The organism is Sphingomonas sp. M6A6_1c, assembly GCF_053345135.1.
The window spans coordinates 82,218-102,281 of record NZ_JBKEZO010000006.1 but is presented as its reverse complement, the minus strand read 5'-3'; the positions used below and the strand labels follow the sequence as shown (position 1 = coordinate 102,281).

At 69.7% G+C, this 20,064-nt stretch carries 15 protein-coding genes; 4 read left to right on the top strand and 11 right to left on the bottom strand.

Annotation, left to right across the window (positions count from 1 at the left end; translation table 11 throughout):
• Nucleotides 1–3: 3 nt before the first annotated feature.
• The 5 genes from ACLBWH_RS13830 to ACLBWH_RS13810 are packed head-to-tail and all read right to left on the bottom strand — an operon-like array spanning nt 4 to nt 5,933.
• Nucleotides 4–855 (bottom strand): HpcH/HpaI aldolase/citrate lyase family protein, encoded by an 852-nt coding sequence (locus ACLBWH_RS13830; protein ID WP_447799501.1) that lies wholly within the window; start codon nt 853–855, stop codon nt 4–6.
• Nucleotides 852–1,304 carry a MaoC family dehydratase gene (locus tag ACLBWH_RS13825; RefSeq protein ID WP_179508442.1) on the bottom strand — a complete coding sequence of 151 codons (453 nt, stop codon included), beginning with the start codon at nt 1,302–1,304 and terminating at the stop codon, nt 852–854. Before ACLBWH_RS13825 ends, ACLBWH_RS13830 begins: the two co-directional genes overlap by 4 nt.
• Nucleotides 1,304–3,151 carry an acetyl/propionyl/methylcrotonyl-CoA carboxylase subunit alpha gene (locus ACLBWH_RS13820; protein ID WP_447799500.1) on the bottom strand — a complete coding sequence of 616 codons (1,848 nt, stop codon included), beginning with the start codon at nt 3,149–3,151 and terminating at the stop codon, nt 1,304–1,306. Before ACLBWH_RS13820 ends, ACLBWH_RS13825 begins: the two co-directional genes overlap by 1 nt.
• Before the next feature lie 5 nt (nt 3,152–3,156).
• Nucleotides 3,157–4,767: a carboxyl transferase domain-containing protein gene (locus ACLBWH_RS13815; protein ID WP_447799499.1), complete on the bottom strand. Its 1,611-nt coding sequence runs from the start codon at nt 4,765–4,767 to the stop codon at nt 3,157–3,159.
• A complete protein-coding gene (locus ACLBWH_RS13810; protein ID WP_447799498.1) occupies nt 4,764–5,933 on the bottom strand; it encodes an isovaleryl-CoA dehydrogenase in 1,170 nt (389 codons plus the stop codon). Before ACLBWH_RS13810 ends, ACLBWH_RS13815 begins: the two co-directional genes overlap by 4 nt.
• 91 nt (nt 5,934–6,024) lie before the next feature.
• Here ACLBWH_RS13810 and ACLBWH_RS13805 point away from each other — a divergent pair, with 91 nt between their 5' ends.
• Complete coding sequence (locus tag ACLBWH_RS13805) at nt 6,025–6,906, top strand: LysR family transcriptional regulator (protein ID WP_447799497.1); 882 nt, start codon at nt 6,025–6,027, stop codon at nt 6,904–6,906.
• A 3-nt stretch (nt 6,907–6,909) separates the two neighbouring features.
• Here ACLBWH_RS13805 and ACLBWH_RS13800 read toward each other — a convergent pair whose 3' ends face one another.
• The 6 genes from ACLBWH_RS13800 to ACLBWH_RS13775 form a co-directional block, all read right to left on the bottom strand.
• Complete coding sequence (locus ACLBWH_RS13800) at nt 6,910–7,785, bottom strand: SDR family oxidoreductase (RefSeq protein ID WP_447799496.1); 876 nt, start codon at nt 7,783–7,785, stop codon at nt 6,910–6,912.
• Between the two features lie 70 nt (nt 7,786–7,855).
• The gene (locus ACLBWH_RS13795; RefSeq protein ID WP_447799495.1) at nt 7,856–9,274 is read right to left on the bottom strand and encodes an efflux transporter outer membrane subunit; all 1,419 of its coding nucleotides are present in this window, start codon (nt 9,272–9,274) and stop codon (nt 7,856–7,858) included.
• Complete coding sequence (locus tag ACLBWH_RS13790; protein WP_447799494.1) at nt 9,271–10,173, bottom strand: efflux RND transporter periplasmic adaptor subunit; 903 nt, start codon at nt 10,171–10,173, stop codon at nt 9,271–9,273. The genes ACLBWH_RS13795 and ACLBWH_RS13790 overlap by 4 nt, the downstream gene beginning before the upstream one ends.
• Before the next feature lie 7 nt (nt 10,174–10,180).
• Nucleotides 10,181–10,408: a DUF1656 domain-containing protein gene (locus ACLBWH_RS13785; RefSeq protein ID WP_137896946.1), complete on the bottom strand. Its 228-nt coding sequence runs from the start codon at nt 10,406–10,408 to the stop codon at nt 10,181–10,183.
• Nucleotides 10,405–12,402, bottom strand: a complete 1,998-nt coding sequence (locus tag ACLBWH_RS13780) for an FUSC family protein (RefSeq protein ID WP_447799493.1) — start codon at nt 12,400–12,402, stop codon at nt 10,405–10,407. The genes ACLBWH_RS13785 and ACLBWH_RS13780 overlap by 4 nt, the downstream gene beginning before the upstream one ends.
• Before the next feature lie 9 nt (nt 12,403–12,411).
• Nucleotides 12,412–12,867: a MarR family winged helix-turn-helix transcriptional regulator gene (locus ACLBWH_RS13775; RefSeq protein WP_322847749.1), complete on the bottom strand. Its 456-nt coding sequence runs from the start codon at nt 12,865–12,867 to the stop codon at nt 12,412–12,414.
• A gap of 117 nt (nt 12,868–12,984) precedes the next feature.
• Here ACLBWH_RS13775 and ACLBWH_RS13770 point away from each other — a divergent pair, with 117 nt between their 5' ends.
• The 3 genes from ACLBWH_RS13770 to ACLBWH_RS13760 all read left to right on the top strand — a co-directional run bounded on the left by ACLBWH_RS13770 (nt 12,985) and on the right by ACLBWH_RS13760 (nt 20,052).
• On the top strand, nt 12,985–14,607 hold the full coding sequence (locus ACLBWH_RS13770; RefSeq protein ID WP_322847750.1) for an alkaline phosphatase D family protein: 1,623 nt from the start codon (nt 12,985–12,987) through the stop codon (nt 14,605–14,607).
• A gap of 125 nt (nt 14,608–14,732) precedes the next feature.
• Nucleotides 14,733–17,159, top strand: coding sequence for a TonB-dependent receptor (locus ACLBWH_RS13765; protein ID WP_447799492.1), 2,427 nt, complete (start codon nt 14,733–14,735; stop codon nt 17,157–17,159).
• A gap of 67 nt (nt 17,160–17,226) precedes the next feature.
• Nucleotides 17,227–20,052: a TonB-dependent receptor gene (locus ACLBWH_RS13760; protein ID WP_447799491.1), complete on the top strand. Its 2,826-nt coding sequence runs from the start codon at nt 17,227–17,229 to the stop codon at nt 20,050–20,052.
• The last annotated feature ends 12 nt before the right edge of the window (nt 20,053–20,064 follow it).

Genomic DNA, 20,064 nt, shown 5'->3' with positions numbered 1-20,064 from the left:
TGTTTATGGCTGCGGGTCGGCGCGGTCGACCAGCCGCTGCGCCTGTTTGCGATGCGGCGCATCGACCATCCGGCCATCGATCTGCAACGCGCCCGCGTCCGGCGCCGCGGCGAAGGCGGCGAGGATGCGCCGCGCCGCCTCGACCTGTTCGGCGTCGGGGGTGAAGGCGGCGTTGATCGCCGCGACCTGCGTCGGGTGGATCGCCATCATGCCGGTGAAGCCGTCGCGCGCCGCGCGCCGCGCATAGGCGGCGAGGCCGTCGAGGTCGCGGAACGCGGGGTAGACGGTGTCGATCGCCGCCACCCCCGCGGCATGTGCCGCGAACAGCGTCAGCGACCGCGCCATCTCATAGGGCGGCGTGTAGCGGCCATCGTCCTCGCGGCTGGTCGTCGCGCCGATCGCCGCGGGCAGGTCCTCCGCCCCCCACGTGATCCCGGCGAGCGCCACGCCCGCCGCCGCATAGCTGCCGAGGGCGAAGATCGCCGCCGGCGTTTCGGTGGCGATCGGCAGGATCGGCGCGGCGATCCCCGCCGCCGAAAGCCGCTGGGCAAGCTCGCGGACGCTGGCCGCGCCCTCCGCCTTGGGCAGCACGATTGCATCGGGGGACAGGCCTTGAAGCGCGGCGATATCCTCGGCGCACAGCGCGGTATCGAGCGGATTGATGCGCACGAACAGCCGCACCGCGCCCCGCGTCTCACGCAGCCGCGCCGCCACCGCGCCCCGCGCCGCGGGCTTGGCGGCGGTGGTCACCGCATCCTCCAGATCGAGGATCAGCGCATCGGCGCCGCTCGCCGCCGCCTTGTCGAACCGCTCCGGCCGGTCGCCCGGCACGAACAAGAGCGACCGCAGCCTCATGCCGCCGACCGCTTGAGCAAGGCGGTGCGCAGGCACTGGCAGACGATCTCGTCGCGCTGGTTGAGCATCCGGTGCGCGAAGGTGACGATGCCCGCATCGGGCCGCGAGCGGCTGTCCTTCAAGTCGACCACCTCGGTCTCGGCGCGCAACGTGTCGCCGAGGAACACCGGCTTGGGCATCACGAGCTTGTCGTAGCCGAGATTGGCGACGAGCGTGCCGAGCGTCGTGTCGCCGACCGACAGGCCGACCATCAGCGCGAAGGTGAAGGTGCCGTTGACGAGGATCTGGCCGAATTCGCTCGCGCGCGCCGCCTCGGCGTCGAGATGGAGCGGTTGCGGATTGTGCGTCATCGTCGAGAACAGCAGATTGTCCGTCTCGGTCACAGTGCGGCGGATGTCGTGGACGATGCGGTCGCCGACCTGCCATGCGTCGAAGCTGCGTCCTGCCATCAAACCTCCTCCACTGCGATCCGCGCGAGCAACGTCCCTTCGGGCACCTGCGCGCCCTCGGCGACCTTGAGTTCGGCCACCACGCCGTCGAACGGCGCGACCAGCGCCTGTTCCATCTTCATCGCTTCCAGCACCAGCAGCCGCTCGCCGCGCGCGACGGCCTGTCCCGCCGCGACCAGCACCGCGATGACGCGACCCGGCATCGGCGACAGGATCGCGCCATCGCCTTCGCCGCCGCCGGCGATCGCATCGGCGCGCGGGGCGCCGAACGGCCACGCCTCGCCGTCGAGGAACAGCACGCCGTCGGCGACGACCCCGCCGCCGGCGGGATGATCGACGCGATAGGGCTTGCCCCCGACCTCGACGTCGACCGCGGTCGCGGCGGCGCGATTGGCGCGGAAGCCGCGCAGCGCCACCCACGGATCGTCACCCTCCGGCAGCAACGCCGCCGCCGCCGCGCCGAGCACCGCGGGGGAGGGCTCCGCCGCCGGGATCAGATCGCCGGCATGACGTTCGATGAAGCCGGTATCGACGCGCCCGGCGACGAAGTCGGTATGCGCCGCCGCCCGCGCGAGGAAGGCGGCGTTGGTCTTCACCGGCCACACCTGCGTGCCGCGCGCCGCCGCGGCAAGCTTCGCCGCCGCCTCGCGCCTTGCGCCGCCATGGACGATCAGCTTGGCGATCATCGGGTCGTAGAAGGGCGTTACCGCGCCGCCTTCCTCGACACCGCTGTCGACGCGGACGTCGGCAGGGAAGCGCAGCCGGTCGAGCGGCCCGGTCGAGGGCAGGAAGCCGCTCGCAGGATTCTCGGCATAGAGCCGCGCCTCCATCGCCCAGCCATGGATCGACAATTCGTCCTGCCGGCACGGCAGCGGTTCGCCCGAGGCGACGCGGAGCTGCCATTCGACCAGATCCTGCCCGGTGATCGCCTCGGTGACGGGATGCTCGACCTGCAACCGCGTGTTCATCTCCATGAACCAGATGCGATCGGCGCGCAGCCCATCGGAGCCGTCCGCGATGAACTCGATCGTGCCGGCCCCGACATAGTCGACCGCCCGCGCGGCCTTCACCGCCGCGTCGCAAACCGCGGTACGCGTCGCTTCGTCCATGCCGGGGGCAGGGGCCTCCTCGATCACCTTCTGGTGGCGGCGCTGGAGCGAGCAATCGCGTTCGAACAGATGGACGACCTGCCCGTGCGTATCGCCGAACACCTGCACCTCGATATGGCGCGGCGAGAGGATGTATTTCTCGATCAGCACCTGCGTGTTGCCGAACGAGGCCGCCGCCTCGCGCTGGCAACTGGCGAGCAGTTCGGCGAAATCTTCGCGTGCATCGACCTTGCGCATGCCCTTGCCGCCGCCGCCGGCGACCGCCTTGATGAGCACCGGATAGCCGATCGCGTCGGCCTCCGCCTGCAGGCGTTCGGGCGACTGATCCGTGCCGAGATAGCCCGGCGTCACCGGCACGCCGGCGGCGATCATCCGTTCCTTGGCGGCATCCTTGAGACCCATCGCGCGGATGCTGGCGGGCGGCGCGCCGACCCAGATCAGGCCGGCGGCGACCACCGCCTCGGCGAACTCCGCGTTTTCGGACAGGAAGCCATAGCCGGGGTGGATCGCCGCCGCGTGTGTCTCGCGGGCGGCGGCTAGGATGCGATCCTGCCGCAGATAGCTGTCCGCGGCGAGCGCGGTGCCGATGCACACCGCCGCATCCGCCTCGCGGACGAAGGGCATGGCGGCATCGACGTCGGAATGGACCGCGATCGTGCGGATGCCGAGCCGCCGCGCGGTGCGGATGATGCGGCGGGCGATTTCGCCGCGATTGGCGATGAGCAGGCTCTCGATCATGGCCATCACATCCGGAACACGCCGAAGGACGGCGACTGGGGAATGGGCGCGTTGAGCGCCGCGGAAAAAGCAAGGCCGAGCACGTCGCGGGTCTGGACGGGATCGATGATGCCGTCGTCCCACAAACGCGCGGTGGCGTAATAGGGGTTGCCCTCGTCCTCGTATTTTTGACGGATCGGCGCCTTGAACGCCTCGGCCTGCTCCGGCGTCCAGCTCTCGGCGTCGCGATGCACCGTGGCGAGCACGCTCGCCGCCTGTTCGCCGCCCATCACCGATATGCGCGCATTGGGCCAGCTGAACAGGAAGCGCGGGGAATAAGCGCGCCCGCACATGCCGTAATTGCCCGCGCCGAAGCTGCCGCCGATCAGCACGGTGATCTTGGGCACCGAGGCGGTGGCGACCGCGGTCACCAGCTTGGCGCCGTTCTTCGCAATGCCTTCCGCCTCGTATCTGCCGCCGACCATGAAGCCCGAGATGTTCTGGAGGAACAGCAGCGGCACGCGCCGCTGACAGGCGAGCTCGATAAAATGCGCGCCCTTCAAGGCGCTTTCCGAGAACAACACGCCGTTGTTGGCGAGGATCGCCACCGGCATGCCCCAGATGCGCGCGAAGCCGCAGACCAACGTGGTGCCGTACAGCGGCTTGAATTCATGGAAGTCCGAGCCGTCGACGATCCGCCCGATCACCTCATGCACGTCATAGGGTGCGCGCACGTCCTGCGGCACGATGCCGTACAGCTCCTGCGGGTCGAGCTTGGGCGCGCGCGGCGTGGCGATCTCGATATCGACCGCCTTGGGCCGGTTGAGCGTCGCGACGATGTCGCGGACGATCAGCAGTGCATGCTCGTCATTCTCGGCGACGTGATCGACAACGCCCGATTTGCGCGCATGCGTATCGGCGCCGCCCAGTTCCTCCGCCGAGATGACCTCGCCGGTCGCCGCCTTCACCAGCGGCGGGCCGGCGAGGAAGATCGTCCCCTGATTGCGGACGATCACCGTCTCGTCGGACATGGCGGGGACATAGGCGCCGCCCGCGGTGCAACTGCCCATCACGCACGCGATCTGCGCGATCCCCTCCGCCGACATCTGCGCCTGGTTGAAGAAGATGCGGCCGAAATGCTCGCGATCCGGGAACACCTCGGCCTGATGCGGCAGGTTGGCGCCGCCCGAATCGACCAGATAGATGCAGGGCAGCCGGTTCTCGCGTGCGATCTCCTGCGCGCGCAGATGCTTCTTCACCGTCATCGGGAAATAGGCGCCGCCCTTCACCGTCGGATCGTTGGCGATGATGAGGCATTCGCGACCCGAGACGCGACCGATGCCGGCGATCATGCCTGCACCGGGGGCCCCGTCGCGACCATCGGCGCCGCCATACATGCCGTTCGCCGCCAGCGCGCCCACTTCGAGGAACGGCGAGCCCGGATCGAGCAGCCGCTCGACGCGATCGCGGGGCAGCAGCTTGCCGCGCGCGACATGACGGGCGCGATGCTGCTCCGAGCCGCCTAGCGCGCTGGTCGCCACCGTCTCGCGCAGCGTCGCGGCGAGCGCGCGGTTGTGCGCAGCATTGGCGGCGAAGTCGGCGGAGGCCGCGTCGATCGCGGTACGCAGCATTGTCATTGCGCGCGCGGCGCGTCATGGCCGATCAGCTCGCGGCCGATCAGCATGCGGCGCACCTCGTTGGTGCCGGCGCCGATGTCGAGCAATTTGGCGTCGCGCCAATAGCGTTCGACCGGCCAGTCCTTGGTATAGCCCGCGCCGCCCAGCGCCTGGATCGCCTCCCCGGCGACCTTCACCGCGCTCTCCGAGGCGAGCAGGATGCAGCCCGCCGCGTCGAACCGCGTCGTCTGGCCCGCGTCGCACGCCTTGGCGACCGCATAGACATAGGCCCGCGCCGAGTTGAGCGCGACATACATGTCGGCGACCTTGCCCTGCATGAGCTGGAACTCGCCGATCGGCCGGCCGAACTGCTTGCGCTCGCGGACATAGGGCAGGACGACGTCGAGGCACGCCTGCATGATGCCGAGCTGGATGCCCGACAGCACGACGCGCTCGTAATCGAGCCCCGACATCAGCACCTTCACGCCGCCGTTGAGCGGCCCCATCACCTGCTCGTCGGGCACGAAGCAATCGTCGAACACCAGTTCGGCGGTCGGCGAGCCGCGCATGCCCAGCTTGTCGATCTTCTGCCCGATCGAGAAACCGGCGAAACCCTTTTCGATCAGGAAGGCGGTGATCCCCTTCGATCCGGCATCCGGGATCGTCTTGGCATAGACGACCAGCGTGTCCGCATAAGCGGCGTTGGTGATCCAGAATTTGGTGCCGTTGAGCCGCCAGCCGCCGTCGACTTTGTCGGCGCGCAGCTTCATCGAGACGACGTCCGATCCCGCGCCCGCCTCCGACATCGCGAGGCTGCCGACATGCTCGCCCGAGATCAGCTTGGGAAGATATTTCGCCTTCTGCTCGGGGCTCGCCCAGCGGCGGATCTGGTTAATGCACAAATTGGAGTGCGCGCCGTAGCTGAGGCCGATCGCGGCGGACGAGCGGCTGATCTCCTCGCAGGCGATGAGATGCTCGATATAGCCGAGGCCGAGCCCGCCATCGTCCTCCTCGACGGTGATGCCGTGCAGCCCGAGGGCACCCATTTCGGGCCACAGCTCGCGCGCGAACCGGTCCTCGGCATCGACCGCGGCGGCGATCGGCTCGATCCGGTCGAGCGCGAAACGCCGCGTCGTCTCGCGGATCGTGTCGGCCATCTCGCCGAGCGCGAAGTTGAGTTCAGCCATCATTCTCTCCAACCGTCTTTTGCGGCCTTGTACCCGCTCGCCCGCCACATGGAAAATTGAAAGACGGGCAAGAACATCATAGAAAACGTCTATGATCGATCGCTATCATCTCCGCTATTTCCTGTCGGTGGTCGACACCGGCAATTTCTCGCGCGCGGCGGCGGCGTGCAACGTCTCGCAGCCGACCCTGTCCGTCGGCATCGCCAAGCTGGAGAAGACGCTCGGCCGCAGCCTGTTCGACCGCACCAACCGCCGCGTCGCGCTGACCGACGCCGGCGCGCGGCTGGTCGCCTCGGCGCGGTCGATCGAGGCGGGGTTCGCCGAGGCGGAGCGGGCGGTGGCGGAGACCGCGCCGGTGCGCACGCTGCGCCTCGGCGTGCTGGTGACGACGCCGCGGCGCTGGATCGAACGCCTGCTCGCCGACCAGCGCAGCGCCCCCGGCGGCGACCGGCTCGAGATCGTCGAGGGCAAGGAGCGCGATCTGCGCGAACGGCTCGCGCGCGGCCGCATCGACCTCGCCCTCACGCTGCTGCGCGACGGCGATCCGCCCGAGGCTAGGCTGAAGTTGCTCAGCGAGGGCTATGCCCTCGCGCTCGGCCAGACGCATCCGCTCGCCGGCATGCCGGTGATCCGCGCGGAACAGCTCGTCAACGATCCGATGATCGTCCGCCGCCATTGCGAATTGCTGCCCGAAACCAGCCGATTCTTCACCACCCGCGGCGTCCGCCCGGTGTTCGCCGCACGCACGACCAGCGACGACAAGGCGGTGAGCTACGTCCGCGCCGGGCTCGGCGTCACCGTCATGCCGGAGGGGTTTCGCGAAGCCGGCGTGGTGCTCGCGCATCTCGACGGCTTCGATTTCAGCCGCGACATCGGGTTGGTGTTCGCCGCGCATGCCGACGCCGAGGCGCTGCGCCACGGCTGGCTGGCGACGTCGCTGGCGCGGGCGGTCGAGCCACCCGCGCCGGACTGACGTTCAATACATCGGCATGCCGCCGGTCACCGGCACGATCGCCCCGGTGATGTAGCTGCCCTCGTCGGAGGCGAGCAGCACATAGGCGGGCGCGAGTTCGCCCGGCTGTCCCGCACGGCCGAGCGGGGTCGATTCGCCCAGCGTCTCCAGCTCGTCGCTGGGCTTGGCGATCGGCTGGATCGGCGTCCACACCGGTCCCGGCGCGACCGCGTTGACGCGGATGCCCTTGGGCGCGAACAGGTTGGACAGGCCGATCGTCAGGCTGCTGATCGCGCCCTTGGTGGTTGCGTAGACGATCATGTTCTCGGTCGCGGTCTTCGCCTGGATGCTCGTCGTGTTGACGATCGCCGAGCCCGGCTTGAGGTGCGGCGCCGCCGCCTTGGCGAGGCGGATCATCGCGAAGACGTTGGCGGCGAAGGCGCCCTCCATCTCGGCATCGTCTATGCTGTCGATATCCTCGTTGATCGTCTGCGCGGCGGCATTGTTGACGAGGATGTCGAGCTTGCCGAGCCCGGCGACCGTCTGGTCGACCAGGGCGGTGCATTGCGCGACGCTGCGGATGTCGCCGGGCAGCAGCAGGCAGCGCTTGCCCGCCTTCTCGACCCAGGCCTTGGTATCGTCGGCATCGACCTGTTCGTCGGCGAGATAGGAGATGGCGACATCGGCGCCTTCCCGCGCGTAGGCGATCGCCACCGCCTTGCCGATGCCCGAATCGCCACCGGTGATCAGCGCCACCTTGCCGTCGAGCAGCCCCTTGCCGCGATAGCTGTCCTCGCCGTGGTCGGGACGGTTGCGCATCTTCGCCTCGACGCCGGGGGCGGGCTGCTGCGGCTCGTCGGGGAAGCGGGTGGGGGCGCTGGTGCGGGGATCGTTGGTCATCGCGAATATCCTGTCTACGGTGTCGCAGCAGGAACGAGGCAAGCCGCGGTTCTTTCCGTCCGGCGTGCGATCACCCCTGCCAGCCGCCGCCGAGCGCGAGGAACAGCTGGACCTGATCGGCGGCGAGCCGGCTTTCCGCCGCGGCGAGCGTCTGTTCGGCGCCGATCGCGGTACGCTGCGCGTCGAGCACCGGCAGGAAGCCGGTCCGTCCGGCGCGGAACAGCGTCTCGGCGTCGCGCGCCGCCTTGCCCGCCTGGCGGCTCGCATCGCGCAGCGCCGCCACCCGGTCGAGATCGCGGGCGTAGACGGTGAGGCTGCTTTCGGTCTCGCGCAGCGCGGTCAGCACCGCGCCGTCGAACCGGGCATAAGCGGCGTCGCTCTCCGCCTGCGCCGCGGCGATCCGCGCCCGCACCCGCGCCCGGTTGGGGAATTGCCAGCTGATCAGCGGCCCGAGCGAGAATTTGAACGTGTCGCTGCCCAATGCCCGCTCGGCGAGGCCGACCGAGCCGACCGAGGCACCGAGTGCGATGCGCGGATAGAGATCGGCGGTGGCGACGCCGATCCGCGCGGTCGCGGCGCGCAGCTCCCATTCGGCGCGGCGCACGTCGGGGCGGCGACGCAGCAGCGCGGCACCGTCGCCGATCGGGATCGGCCGGTCGAGATGCGGCTCGCCGGTACAGGCGGCGACCGCGCGATCGAATTCGGCGGGCGGGCGGCCGGTCAGCGTCGCCAGCCGGTACAGCGCCAGCCGCTGCGCCGCCTGCAATGCCGGCATCGTCGCGCGGACCTGCGCCTCCTGCGCCGTGGAGCGCGTCGCATCGAGCGAGCCGCTGCGCCCGGCGCGGACCAGCCGCTCGGTCAGCCGCGTCGTCCGGCTCTGCAGGTCGAGCGCGCGTTGCGCGACGCCGATCTCGCGCGCCGACGAACAGGCGTCGAGATAGGCGCGGGTGGTGTCCGCCGCGACGGTGATGCGGACGCTGTCATAGGCGGCGCGGGTCGCGGCGACATCGGCGTCCGCCGCCTCGATCGCGCGGCGCGCCTGCCCGGCGAGGTCGAGCTGGTAGGAGATGCCCGCGCTCGCCGCATAGACGAACGAACTGGGCAGGGCGGCGCCGGGCCGCAATTCCTCCTCCGCCGAGCGCTGCGCATAACCGGGCGACGCCTGCACCTGCGTCTGGATGCGCCGGCCGTCCTCGGCGACGTCGAGCGACGCCTGTGCGCGCGCGATATTCGCGGTCGCGACGCGCAGGTCGGTGTTGGCGGCGAGCGCCTGTTCGACCAGCCGGTCGAGCAACGGATCGCGATAGAGCTGCCACCACCGGTCGGGCACCGGCGCCAGCGCCGCGAACGCCGCCTCGTCGCCGCCGACGAACGGTGCGGTGGCGCTCGGCCGTGCGATCACCGCGGCGTCGGGCCGGTGGTAATCGGGTCCCGCGGTGGTGCAGCCGGCGAGCAGCGCGGCGGCGAGCAGCGCGAGGCGGCGCGTCATGCCCGCGCCCCCGCCGCGACCGGCCTGGCGCGCGGCAGCACCTCGACCGTCGCGGTCCGACCGACCACCAGCATCTCGCCGCGCGGCAGCCGGTCGATCGCCACCCGCACGGGGATGCGTTGCGCCAGCCGCACCCAGCTGAAGGTCGGGTTGACGTTGGCGAGCAGATTGGCGCCGGCGCTGCGGTCGCGATCCTCGATGCCGCCGGCGATGCTCTGCACATGGCCGGCGATGACCTGATCGTCGCCCATCAGCCGGACGCGCACGGGGTCGCCGACATGGACGCGCGGCAGCTTGGTCTCCTCGAAATAACCGATGATGTGCAGCGATCCGCGGTCGATGATCGCGAATTCGGGATGGCCGGCGGTGGCATAGTCGCCGGGCCGCAGATCGAGGTTGCTGACCGTGCCGGCGACGCTCGCGCGCACTTCGGTGCGGGCGAGGTTGAGCTGTGCGGTCTGCAGCGCGATCTGCGCCTGCGACAGCGCGGTGGCGAGCTGCGCCACCTTGGCGTCGCCCTGTTCGCGTACCTCGCCCGCGACGAGGTCGCCGAGCGTGCGGTTGCGCTGCGCCTCGCGCCGCGCCTGCGCCAGTTGCACCCGCTGCGCCGCCACCGCCGCCGCCGCCTGCGCCACCGCCAGCCGGTAGCGCGGCCGATCGACGCGGAACAGCGGCGTCCCCACCGCGACCGGCTGGTTGTCGTGGACCAGCACCTCGGTGACGAGGCCGGACACGTCCGGCGCGACCTGGACGATATCGGCGCGGACGCGGCCGTCGCGCGTCCACGGATCGGTCTCGTAATGCGCCCACAGGCGGCGGCCGGCGATCAAAGCGAGCAGCACGACGGCGAGCGTGATGCCGATCCGCAGGACGACGCGCAGGGAAGGATGTGGAGTCATGGGCTTTCTAGCTGAAAAAGGCCGCGGCGGGATCGCCGCCGGTAATCAGGCCGGCGATCCCGGCCCACAGGACGATGGTCAGCGCGACATCGAACAGGCCGCGATGCCAGACGAAACGATACAGACGCGCCCGCGCCAGCGCCCAGCCGATCGCCTCCGCCAGCACGAAGGCGAGGATCGCGGCGAGCAGCAGCGGGTGGACGAACACGCCGCCGATATCCAGGTCGGCGGTCATGCCGCCGCCCTCGCGTCTTGCCAGTCGGGCGCGGCGGGAAAGACGTTGCGGCGCAATCCGACGAGATTGACCAACTGGCCGCGGCGCTCCTCGGCATCGGCGATCGTGCGGCCGGCGGCGATCGCGCCGTCGATCCGGTCGAGCAGCTCGGCCGGCGGCGCGACATCGTCGCCGCTGGCCAGCGTGCGGAAGTGGCGGGCCAGTGCGGCGCGCAGCGCGGCATGGTCGGCGACGGGCGCGATCTGCGCGATGCTCAGTCCCATGCGCAATTCGCGCAGCGTCGCGGCGGCGGCGTCGCGCTCCTCGTCCTCCACCTCGCCGATGCGGCTGGCGAGCAGGCCGACGCGGTCGAGCATGCGGCTGCGCCACGCCGCGATCTGCCCCGGCGCCGGGTCCGCCGGCCGTTCGGCGAGCGCGGCGAGGTCGCGCCAGCCGGCGCGGCGCAGCCGGCGGATCGCGGTGCCGGCGCCGATGCTGCGGATCAGCCGCGTCATCACCATCGCCGCGGCGATGCCGATGATCTGCGCGACATTGGCGTTGAAGAAGCTCGCGGCGTCGACGGTGAAGCTGTTGGTCAGCGCCAGCCCGCCGGCGAAGCCGAGCATCATCGGCACCATCCGCCCGTACCAGCTCGGGTTCGCCATCACCGCGCCCATCGCCAGCAGCGGCGGCGCCATCGCCAGCGTCAGCATCGCAAAGCCGTCGATCGTCGGCAGGATCGCGAACAGATAGAGCGCGGCGAGCGGCAGCGACGCGATCGTCCACAGCAGGAAGCCGCGCTGCGCCGGCACCGGATCGTCGAGCGTCGCGAAGAAACAGCAGACCACCGCCGCGATCATCGCCGCCACCGCGCCCTCCGGCCAGCCGGTGACGATCCAGAACAGGCAACAGCCGAGCACGGTCAGCAGCGTCGCGGTCGCCGACAGCAGCGCCAGCCCGTAATCGCGATGCAGCGGCCGCGCCGCGACGGCGCCGACCATAAGCGGCGGACTGCCCGCGGGGTCGGCGACCGCCGCCACCAGCGTCCGCGCCTCCGCCAGCGCGTGCACCAGCTCCTCCAGCCGGGCGAGCAGGTTGAGCGCGAGCAGGGCGCGCCAGCCGTCCGCCTCCACCGCGTCGCGCGCGGTCCGGAGCGTGGCGATCACCGGCGCGGCGGGCAGGGCGGGGGTGGTCACCCAGTCGCGCACCGCCGCCACGGCGCCGGCGAGCGGGGCGAGCGGGGCGGGCAGCGGCCCGGCGGCGATCAGGCTGCGCCAGCGGTCCTCGACCGCGGAGACCAGCGGGATCAGCAGCACCAGCCGGTCCTGCATCCCGGTCAGCAGCGCGCGCGTCGGGCGGATGCGCGCGGTATCGAACGGGATATGCGTCGCGGTGACGTGCAGGTCGGTGATGTCGCCGGCGAGCTTGCGCCGCTCGCGCCCGGTGCTCGCCACCGGCGCGGCGGCGAGCACGTCGGCGATCCACGTCTCCGCCTCCGCCAGCACCCCGGCGACGCGGCGGCCGAACACCTGGCTGACGCTGCGCGGCCATACGATGGCGTGGATGAACGCGGCGCAGAGCACGCCGATGCCGATCTCCTGCACGCGCAGCACCGCGGTGTCGAAGATCGCCTCGGGATGCGTCACCGAGGGAAAGCCGATCAGCGCCGCGGTATAGCCCGCCAGCATGAACAGATAGGACCGCGGCGTCCGGTCGAGCAGCGAGACGAACTGGCACAGCGCCACCCACAGCGCGAGCGCCAGCGACAGCAGCACCGGCGCGTTGACCAGCGCCGGCACCAGCAGCACGGTGACGATTCCGCCGACCGCGGTCCCGGCGAGGCGGAACACCGCCTTCGACCGCACCGCACCGCTCAGCGGCTGGCTGGTGATATAGACCGTCGCCATCGCCCAGAACGGCCGCTCCAGCCCGAGCGAGAAGGACACGAACAACGCCAGCATCGCCGCCGCGAAGCAATTGATCGAGAACACCGTCTCGCGCAGCCCGATCCGCATCACCGCCGCTCAACCCTGTTCGTCGATGCGCGCCATCGTCGCATGGAGCTGGTCGAGCACCCGCGTCGCGATGACCAGCTCGTCCGCCTCGATACACGCGAGTAACGTCTGGCGGATCTCCGCCGTCCGCGCCTCGACCTGCGCGGCGAGCGTCGTGCCCGCGGCGGTGAGGTGGATCAGGCGCGCGCGCTTGTCGGTGCTGTCGACGCGCCGCTCGACGAGGCCGCTGCGTTCGAGCTGGTCGATCAGCGGCACCACCGAAGGCGCCTCGACGCCGAGCTGGTCGGCGAGCGCACCCTGGCGCAGGCCGTCCGCGGCGCGGCCGATCAGCATCACCGCCAGCGCCGGCGTATGCGACAGCGACAGGCCGGCGAGACCATTGTCGAGCGCGCGGCGATACCGGCGGCCGAGCGGCACGAGGTGCGCCGAAAAGGCGCGCATCTGGGCAGGGGTAGGACGAGTCACCCGGCTCAGATAGATAGGTAGCTAACTAACGGCAAGACCCATGTTGCACTGCCGCAGGCGTCGCGCACGTTTCACATTCGCGTTGCATGGCGGCCGCACAGACTTCGGAGCACCATCATGATTCTCGATCGCCGCATGCTGATGAAGACCGCCATGATCGGGATGGGCGCCACCGCGCTGCCCGGTGGCGCGTTCGCGCTCCAGGCGCTGGGCAACGCCCGCGGCTTCACCCATGCGGTGGCGAGCGGCGAGCCCGCCGCCGATTCGGTGCTGCTGTGGACCCGCTACGTCCCCGCCGATGGCGGCCCCGTGGAGCTGCGCGTCGAGGTTGCGGAGACGCCCGACTTCGCCCGCACCGTCACCGGCGGAGCGCAGATCACCGGCCCGTGGCGCGATCATACCGCCAAGATCACCGTCGATGGCCTCCAGCCCGGCCGCAGCTATCATTATCGCTTCGTCGCGCCCGACGGCAGCCGTTCGCCGGTCGGCCGCACCGCGACGCTGCCCGAAGACGGCATGAAGACCTGGCGCGCCGCGATCTTCTCCTGCTCGAACATCGGCTTCGGCTGGTTCAACGCCTATGCGCACGCGGTCGCGCAGGGCGGCTTCGACTGTGCGATCCACCTCGGCGACTATCTCTACGAATATGCGCCGGCGCATTATCCGCTGCCCGCCGACGCCGTCCCCGGCCGCATCCCCGCACCGCAGAGCGAGATCATCCATCTCGCCGATTACCGGCTGCGCTACGGCAGCTATCGCGCCGATCCCGATCTGCAGGCGCTGCATCTCGCCATGCCGATGATCGTGCAATGGGACGACCACGAAAGCGCCAACGACAGTTGGGAAGGCGGCGCGGAGAACCACACGCCGGCGACCGAAGGCGACTGGAATGCCCGCCGCGCCGCCTCGATCCAGGCCTATCGCGAATGGATGCCGGTGTCGGACGAGCCGTGGAAGGCCTATGACATCGGCGGCCTCGCCACGCTGTTCCGCACCGAGACGCGGCTGCTCGCGCGCACCCGCCAGCCCGACGTCGCGCCGCTGTTCCGCGCTGCCGACCCCGTCGCCGCGCTCAAGGCGTTCCGCGACGGTCCGTGGCAGGACCCGGCGGTGACGATGATGGGCAGCCAGCAGGAGGTGTGGCTGAGCCACGCGATGCGCGCCTCGGTACGCAGCGGCCGGCCGTGGCAGATCGTCGGCTTCGGCACGATCATGGGCGCCACGGTGATGCCGCCCGAGACGCAGGGCTGGCTCGCCGCGTTCAAGCCGGAGGCACGGGGCTATGTGACGGCCGGCGTCGCCGCCGGGGCGCTGGGCCTGCCGTTCAACTACGACAATTGGGGCGGCTATCCCGCCGCCCGCGCGCGCTTCCTCAAATCGGTGCAGCAGATCGGCGGCAACACCGTGCTGATCTCCGGCGACAGCCACAATGCCTGGGCCTACGACCTCGCGCAGGACGGCCGCCCCGCCGCGGTCGAGTTCGCCGGCCACAGCGTCACCTCGCCCGGGTTCGAAAGCAGCCTCAGCACCGATCCCGCGCAGGTCGCCGCCGCGCTCGTCCGCGCCAATCCCGAGCTGAAATGGTGCGACACGTCGCGCCGCGGCTATATGGCGATGACCGTCGCCGCCGATCGCGTCACCAACGAATGGATCATGGTCGACGGCATCAAGGCGCGTACCCCCCGCGGCACGATCGGCCACCGCGCGACGGTGTTGCGCGACCGCCACACCATGACGTGATCCCAACGCTTCGTCGCAAACGTTTGCGAGAAACTTGGTAACGCAACCGAAACGACGCCGAAGCGTCACATCCTGCCCCTAGCCGCACGGTCGACCGCGGTCGTGCGGTCGCATTGGGGAAAGTCATGTCATTGCCGTTCATCGCCGCGCGCCGTCGCCGCGGCGCGTTGTTGCTCGCCGTCTCCATCGCCGCGCTCGGCCAGGCCTCCGCCGCCGCCGCCCAGATGGCCCCGGCGACGGTGCCGGACGCGGCCGCACCGGTCGCGACGGCGCAGGGCGACGATCGGGACGGCGTGGTCGTCGTCACCGCCGCGCGCACCACGCGCTCGGCGGTGACGATCGACGGCGCCGAGATGCAGAAGGTGCTGCCCGGCGTGAACCCGGTCAAGGCGATCCAGACGCTGCCCGGCGTCCAGTTCGAAACCGCCGATCCCTGGGGCAACAACGAACAGAACATCTCGCTGATCGTCCACGGCTTCAACCAGAACCAGCTCGGCTTCACCCTCGACGGCGTGCCGCTCGGCGACCAGTCCTACGGCAATTACAACGGCCTCTCGCCGCAGCGCGCGGTGATCAGCGAGGATGTCGGCTCGGTCCGCCTGACCGCGGGCGCCGCCGATCTCGCCACCGCCTCGGCGAGCAATCTCGGCGGCGGGCTGGAGACCTATACCAGCCAGCCGACCGCGCGCGGCGGCCTGCGCTTCGCGCAGACGCTCGGCAGCTATGACGCGCAACGCACCTATCTGCGCATCGACAGCGGCGATGCCGAGGCGTTCGGCGGCACCAACAGCGGCTATCTTTCGATCGTCCGTCAAAAGGCGCGCGCCTGGGAATTCCCCGCCAGACAGGGCGGCTGGCAGGCCAATGCCAAATTCGTCCACAAGGGCGAACACGGCACGCTCACCGGCTATGCCGCTCTGTCCGACAAGGCCGAGCCCAATCAGGATTCGGTCGCGCACAATGCCGGCGGGCTGGAGCCTTATTACCGCTCGTTGCTCTATCCGGACTGGCAGGCGGCGCTGCGCTACGTCGACGCCAACGGCAAGCCGCCGGCGGACAACCCCAACAATTACGCCAATTACTACGGCGACGCGCAGCGCACCGATTATCTGTTCTACGTGAAGTACGACTATCGCTTCAGCGATGCCGTCACCTTCAGCAACCAGGTCTACGGCCATCACGACGAAGGGCAGGGGCAGATCGTCGGGCCGGTGTCGGCGGCGGGGCTGCCGGGGCTGTTCTCGGTCTATTTCCCCCGGCAGAACCTGAAGTCGGTCTTCGGCAATTCGGGCTATGCGCTGCGCACCACCGAATATGGTATCGACCGCAGGGGCGTGCTGTCGTCGCTGGCGATCACCGCGGGCGATCACGAGATCGGCCTCGGCGGCTGGTACGAGCACAATCGCAACACGATCTTCCGCAACTGGTATGCGGTGCCGGTCGATGCGCCGCCGCCGTCGCCCTATGAATGGGCGGACCCGGCGCTGCTCAAGCTGACGCAATATGCCAGCGTCGTGAGCTACGACGTCGTTCAGCTCCATCTGCAGGACCGCTGGCACGTCACGCCGACGCTGACGATCGAGGGCGGCTTCAAGTCGAGCCTGCAATTCGCCGATGGCCGCGTGCTCGTCCAGCCCCTGCCCAACGCGATGCCGCTGCCCGGCGGCACCTCGACCCGCTATCCCGAAGGGCGGCTCGACACGCGCAAATGGTTCCTGCCGGCGATCGGCGCGGTGTGGGACGTGACGCCCGACGATCAGCTCTTCGGCCACATCCAGCAGAACGTCCGCCAGTTCCAGGCATCGATCGCGGGCGGCCTGTCGCCCTATAACGTCGGCAGCCAGGACCTGTTCGAGGCGATCAAGAAGAACACCCAGCCGGAGAGCTCGTGGACCTACGAAGCCGGCGTTCGCACCCGGCACCACGTCGACGCCGGCCCGCTGACCGCGATCGAGGGACAGATCAGCGCCTATCACGTCGATTTCAGCAACCGGCTGTTGCAGATCAGCTCGACGCAGGTGATCGGTTCGGTGCTGGGCGGCGCGAGCATCCTCCAGAACGTCGGCGCCGTGCGCACCAACGGCATCGATGCGGCGGCGACGTTGCGCTTCGGCACGTCGGTGTCGCTCTACAACGCGCTGTCGTACAACCGCTCGCGCTACGCCGACGATTACAAGAGCGGCAGCATCCTGATCGCGACCGCCGGCAAGGACGTTCCCAACGTCGCGCGCTGGCTGAACAAGACCGTGCTCACGCTCAACTCGGGCCCGTTCGAGACGCAGGTGATCGGCGATTACGTCGGCCCGCGCTTTGCGACCTATACCAACGACCAGTCGGTGCCGGGCCGGTTCCTGCTCAACCTGCAAGCGTCCTACACGCTGCCGCAGGATGTCGTCGCGGGGCTCCAAAATCTCAGGTTCTCGGTCAACATCACCAACCTGACCGCCCGCCGCGGCATCTACGAGATCGCCGGCGTCGGCGTCGTCAAGACCTACAACACCTACGCCCAGCCACCGCGGATGGCGTTCTTCACCCTCTCCGGCGGCTTCTGACGAGGCGGGTGCCCGGGACCACCGGGCACCCGCAGCATTCCACCGTTTTTCACACATTGGGGGGTCAATGTCCGTTCGTCACATCCTGCTGGCGCGTCTGCTCGCGTCCGCGTCGCTGCTCGTCGCAGCGCAGCCCGTCGGTGCGCAGGCCGCCGACGCCGGCCAGGCCGAAGCGGCCGCCGCGCCCGAGGAGAAGGCGCCGGGCGACATCGTCGTCACCGGCATCCGCCGCGCCAATGCCGCGGCGATCGAGAGCAAGCGCAACGCCACCAACATCGTCGACGTGGTCAGCGCCACCGACGTGCGCGCGCTCCCCGACAATACGATCGTCGAGGCGCTGCGCCGCGTCCCCGGCCTGTCGGTGCTGCCCGCGACCGACAACGAACATCCCCGCGACGAGGCGGCGACGCCGGTGCTGCGCGGGCTCGGGCCGAGCTACAACAACGTCACGATCGACGGGCTGACCATCGCCTCGCCGGGCACGCCCAACGGCACGCTCGGCTCGATCACCCGCGGCGTCCGGCTCGACATCCTGCCGTCCTCGATGGTCAGCGAGATCCAGGTGGTGAAGAGCTTCACCGCCGATCTCGATCCCAACGCCACCGGCGGCGCGATCAACCTCAAGACGCGATCGGCGTTCGAGAATCACGGCAAGCCGTTCTTCACCGCCGAGGCGTCGCTCGGCCATGCCAACGACACCGGCAAGCCGCGCGACCAGAGCGATCCCGGCTTCCGCCTGATCGCCACCGGCAGCACCACCTTCGGCGCGCGGCATCAGTTCGGCGCGACGCTCTCGGCCAATTACCAGAAGCTGTCGAGCTACACCGAAACCCACATGACCACCGACACGGTGCATTACAGCTTCTACGACAATGCCGGCGCGCTGCAGAACGGCACCAGTCTCGGCAACGGCTATGCCGTGCCCCAGCAGGACAAATATTGGTACGTGATGGACGCGCGCGATCGCTACGGCATCACCGGCAAGCTCGAGGCGCGGCTGACCGACACGTTCGATGCCTTCGTCACCGGCGGCTATTATCTGTTCCGCGACGATATGCAGCGCAACGAGATCATCATCGATCCGCGCAACCGCAATACGGTGTTCGCCCAGACCCCCACGTCGGGCGTCTATCCCGGCGGCGATGTCGAGGTCGGCTACGCCAACCAGGTCACCACCACGCGCACCCGCGTCGGCCAGACCGGCTTCAACTGGCATCCGGCGCCCAATCAGGTCCTCAGCGGTCGCGCTTCGGTGTCGAAGGCGACCTATGACGAGCCGATCTTCATGGTCAAATACGCCACCAACGTCACCCGATCGGCGGCGGCGCCGACCACCACCACCGGCAAGGCCGCGACGATCGTCGCCACGCCCGAATATGGCTTCACCTACGATACGTCGGGATTCGACCAGCGCTTCCCGATCGCCGCCGCCGCGTACAACGACCTCGGCAAGTACAGCCTGCTCTACTGGCGGCCTGCGAGCGACTATCGGCGGCAGGCGGCGAACCGCCTCGCCACCGGCCGGCTCGATTACGGCATCAACCAGGGTTTCGACGATCAGGGCCTCGGCGCGGCATTCGGCGTGGTCTACACCGACGACCGCCCGCGTTTCAGCATCGCCCGCACCGAATACCAGCCCAACACCACCGCGCCGGCGCTCGGGATGGCGGACGTGCTCGGGCCGTCGAACGCGATCATGCCCTATCTCGGCCTGAACCTGTTCGCGCTCGATCCCGCCAAGGCACGCGCGCAGGTCGAGGCGGCGCCGCGCAGCGCCTATAACGCCACCGACCAGTATAGCTTCAGCAACCAGGACAATTTCACCCACCGCGAGCAGGTGTTCGGCGCCTATGCGCTTGTCTCGCATCGCGGCGATCGGCTCAACCTGCAGGTCGGCCTGCGCTACGACGATACCAGACAATCCACCGTCGGCCGCCAGCGCCAGCTCGACAAGGCCAGCGGCACGTACGTCTATGTGGATAAGCAGACCGGCTCGTCCTACCGCTATCTGCTGCCCTCGACGGTGCTCACCGTCCACGCGACGCCGCTGCTCGACCTGCGCGCCGCGGCGAGCCGCACGCTCGGCCGCCCGCCCTATGACGCTTATGCCGCGCGCACCGCGATCAACTTCGTCAATCCGGCCGATCAGGGCAATCCCGCCGCGACCAACGTTACCGTCACGATCGGCGCGCCGGACATTCGGCCGCGCGTGTCGGACAATCTCGATCTCGCCGCCGACCTGCGCATCGTTCCGTTCGGCGGCATGTTGTCGCTCGCCCTGTTCAACAAGCAGATCCACGACGAAACCTTCACGCTGACCAACGTCGGGCCGTTCACCTTCGACGGTACCACCTACGCCAATGCCTCGATCAGCACGCCCGCCAATGCCGCTTCGGCGCGCATCCGCGGCGTCGAGGGCTCGCTGATCGTCAACACGCTGCGGCCGGTCGCGCCCTTGTTCGCCGGTTTCGGCTTCTCCGCCAATCTGGCGCTGCTCGACGGGCGGATCGTCGTGCCCTATTCGACCGGCACCGCCACGGCCAGCCGGTCGATCGACCGGCTCGTCGGCCAGCCCGGCTATACCGCCAATGCGATGCTCTTCTACAACGCCGGCGGGCTCGAACTGCGCGCCGCCTACAACCGGCAGGGCAAGGCGTTGCGCGCCGTCATCGGCAATATCGCCTGGCAGGACCTCTATTGGGCGCCGCGCGAGCAGGTCGATCTGTCGGCGACCTATGCGGTCGATCCGGCGATCAGCCTGATCGGCCAGATCGGCAACGTCACCCATCGCCGCATCACCAGCGTCACCGGCCCCGGGCAGGATCTGCTCAAGGACAGCTATTCGGTACCGACCACCTTCTGGCTCGGCCTGCGCATCACGCCCACTTTCTGACGGAGCGATCGA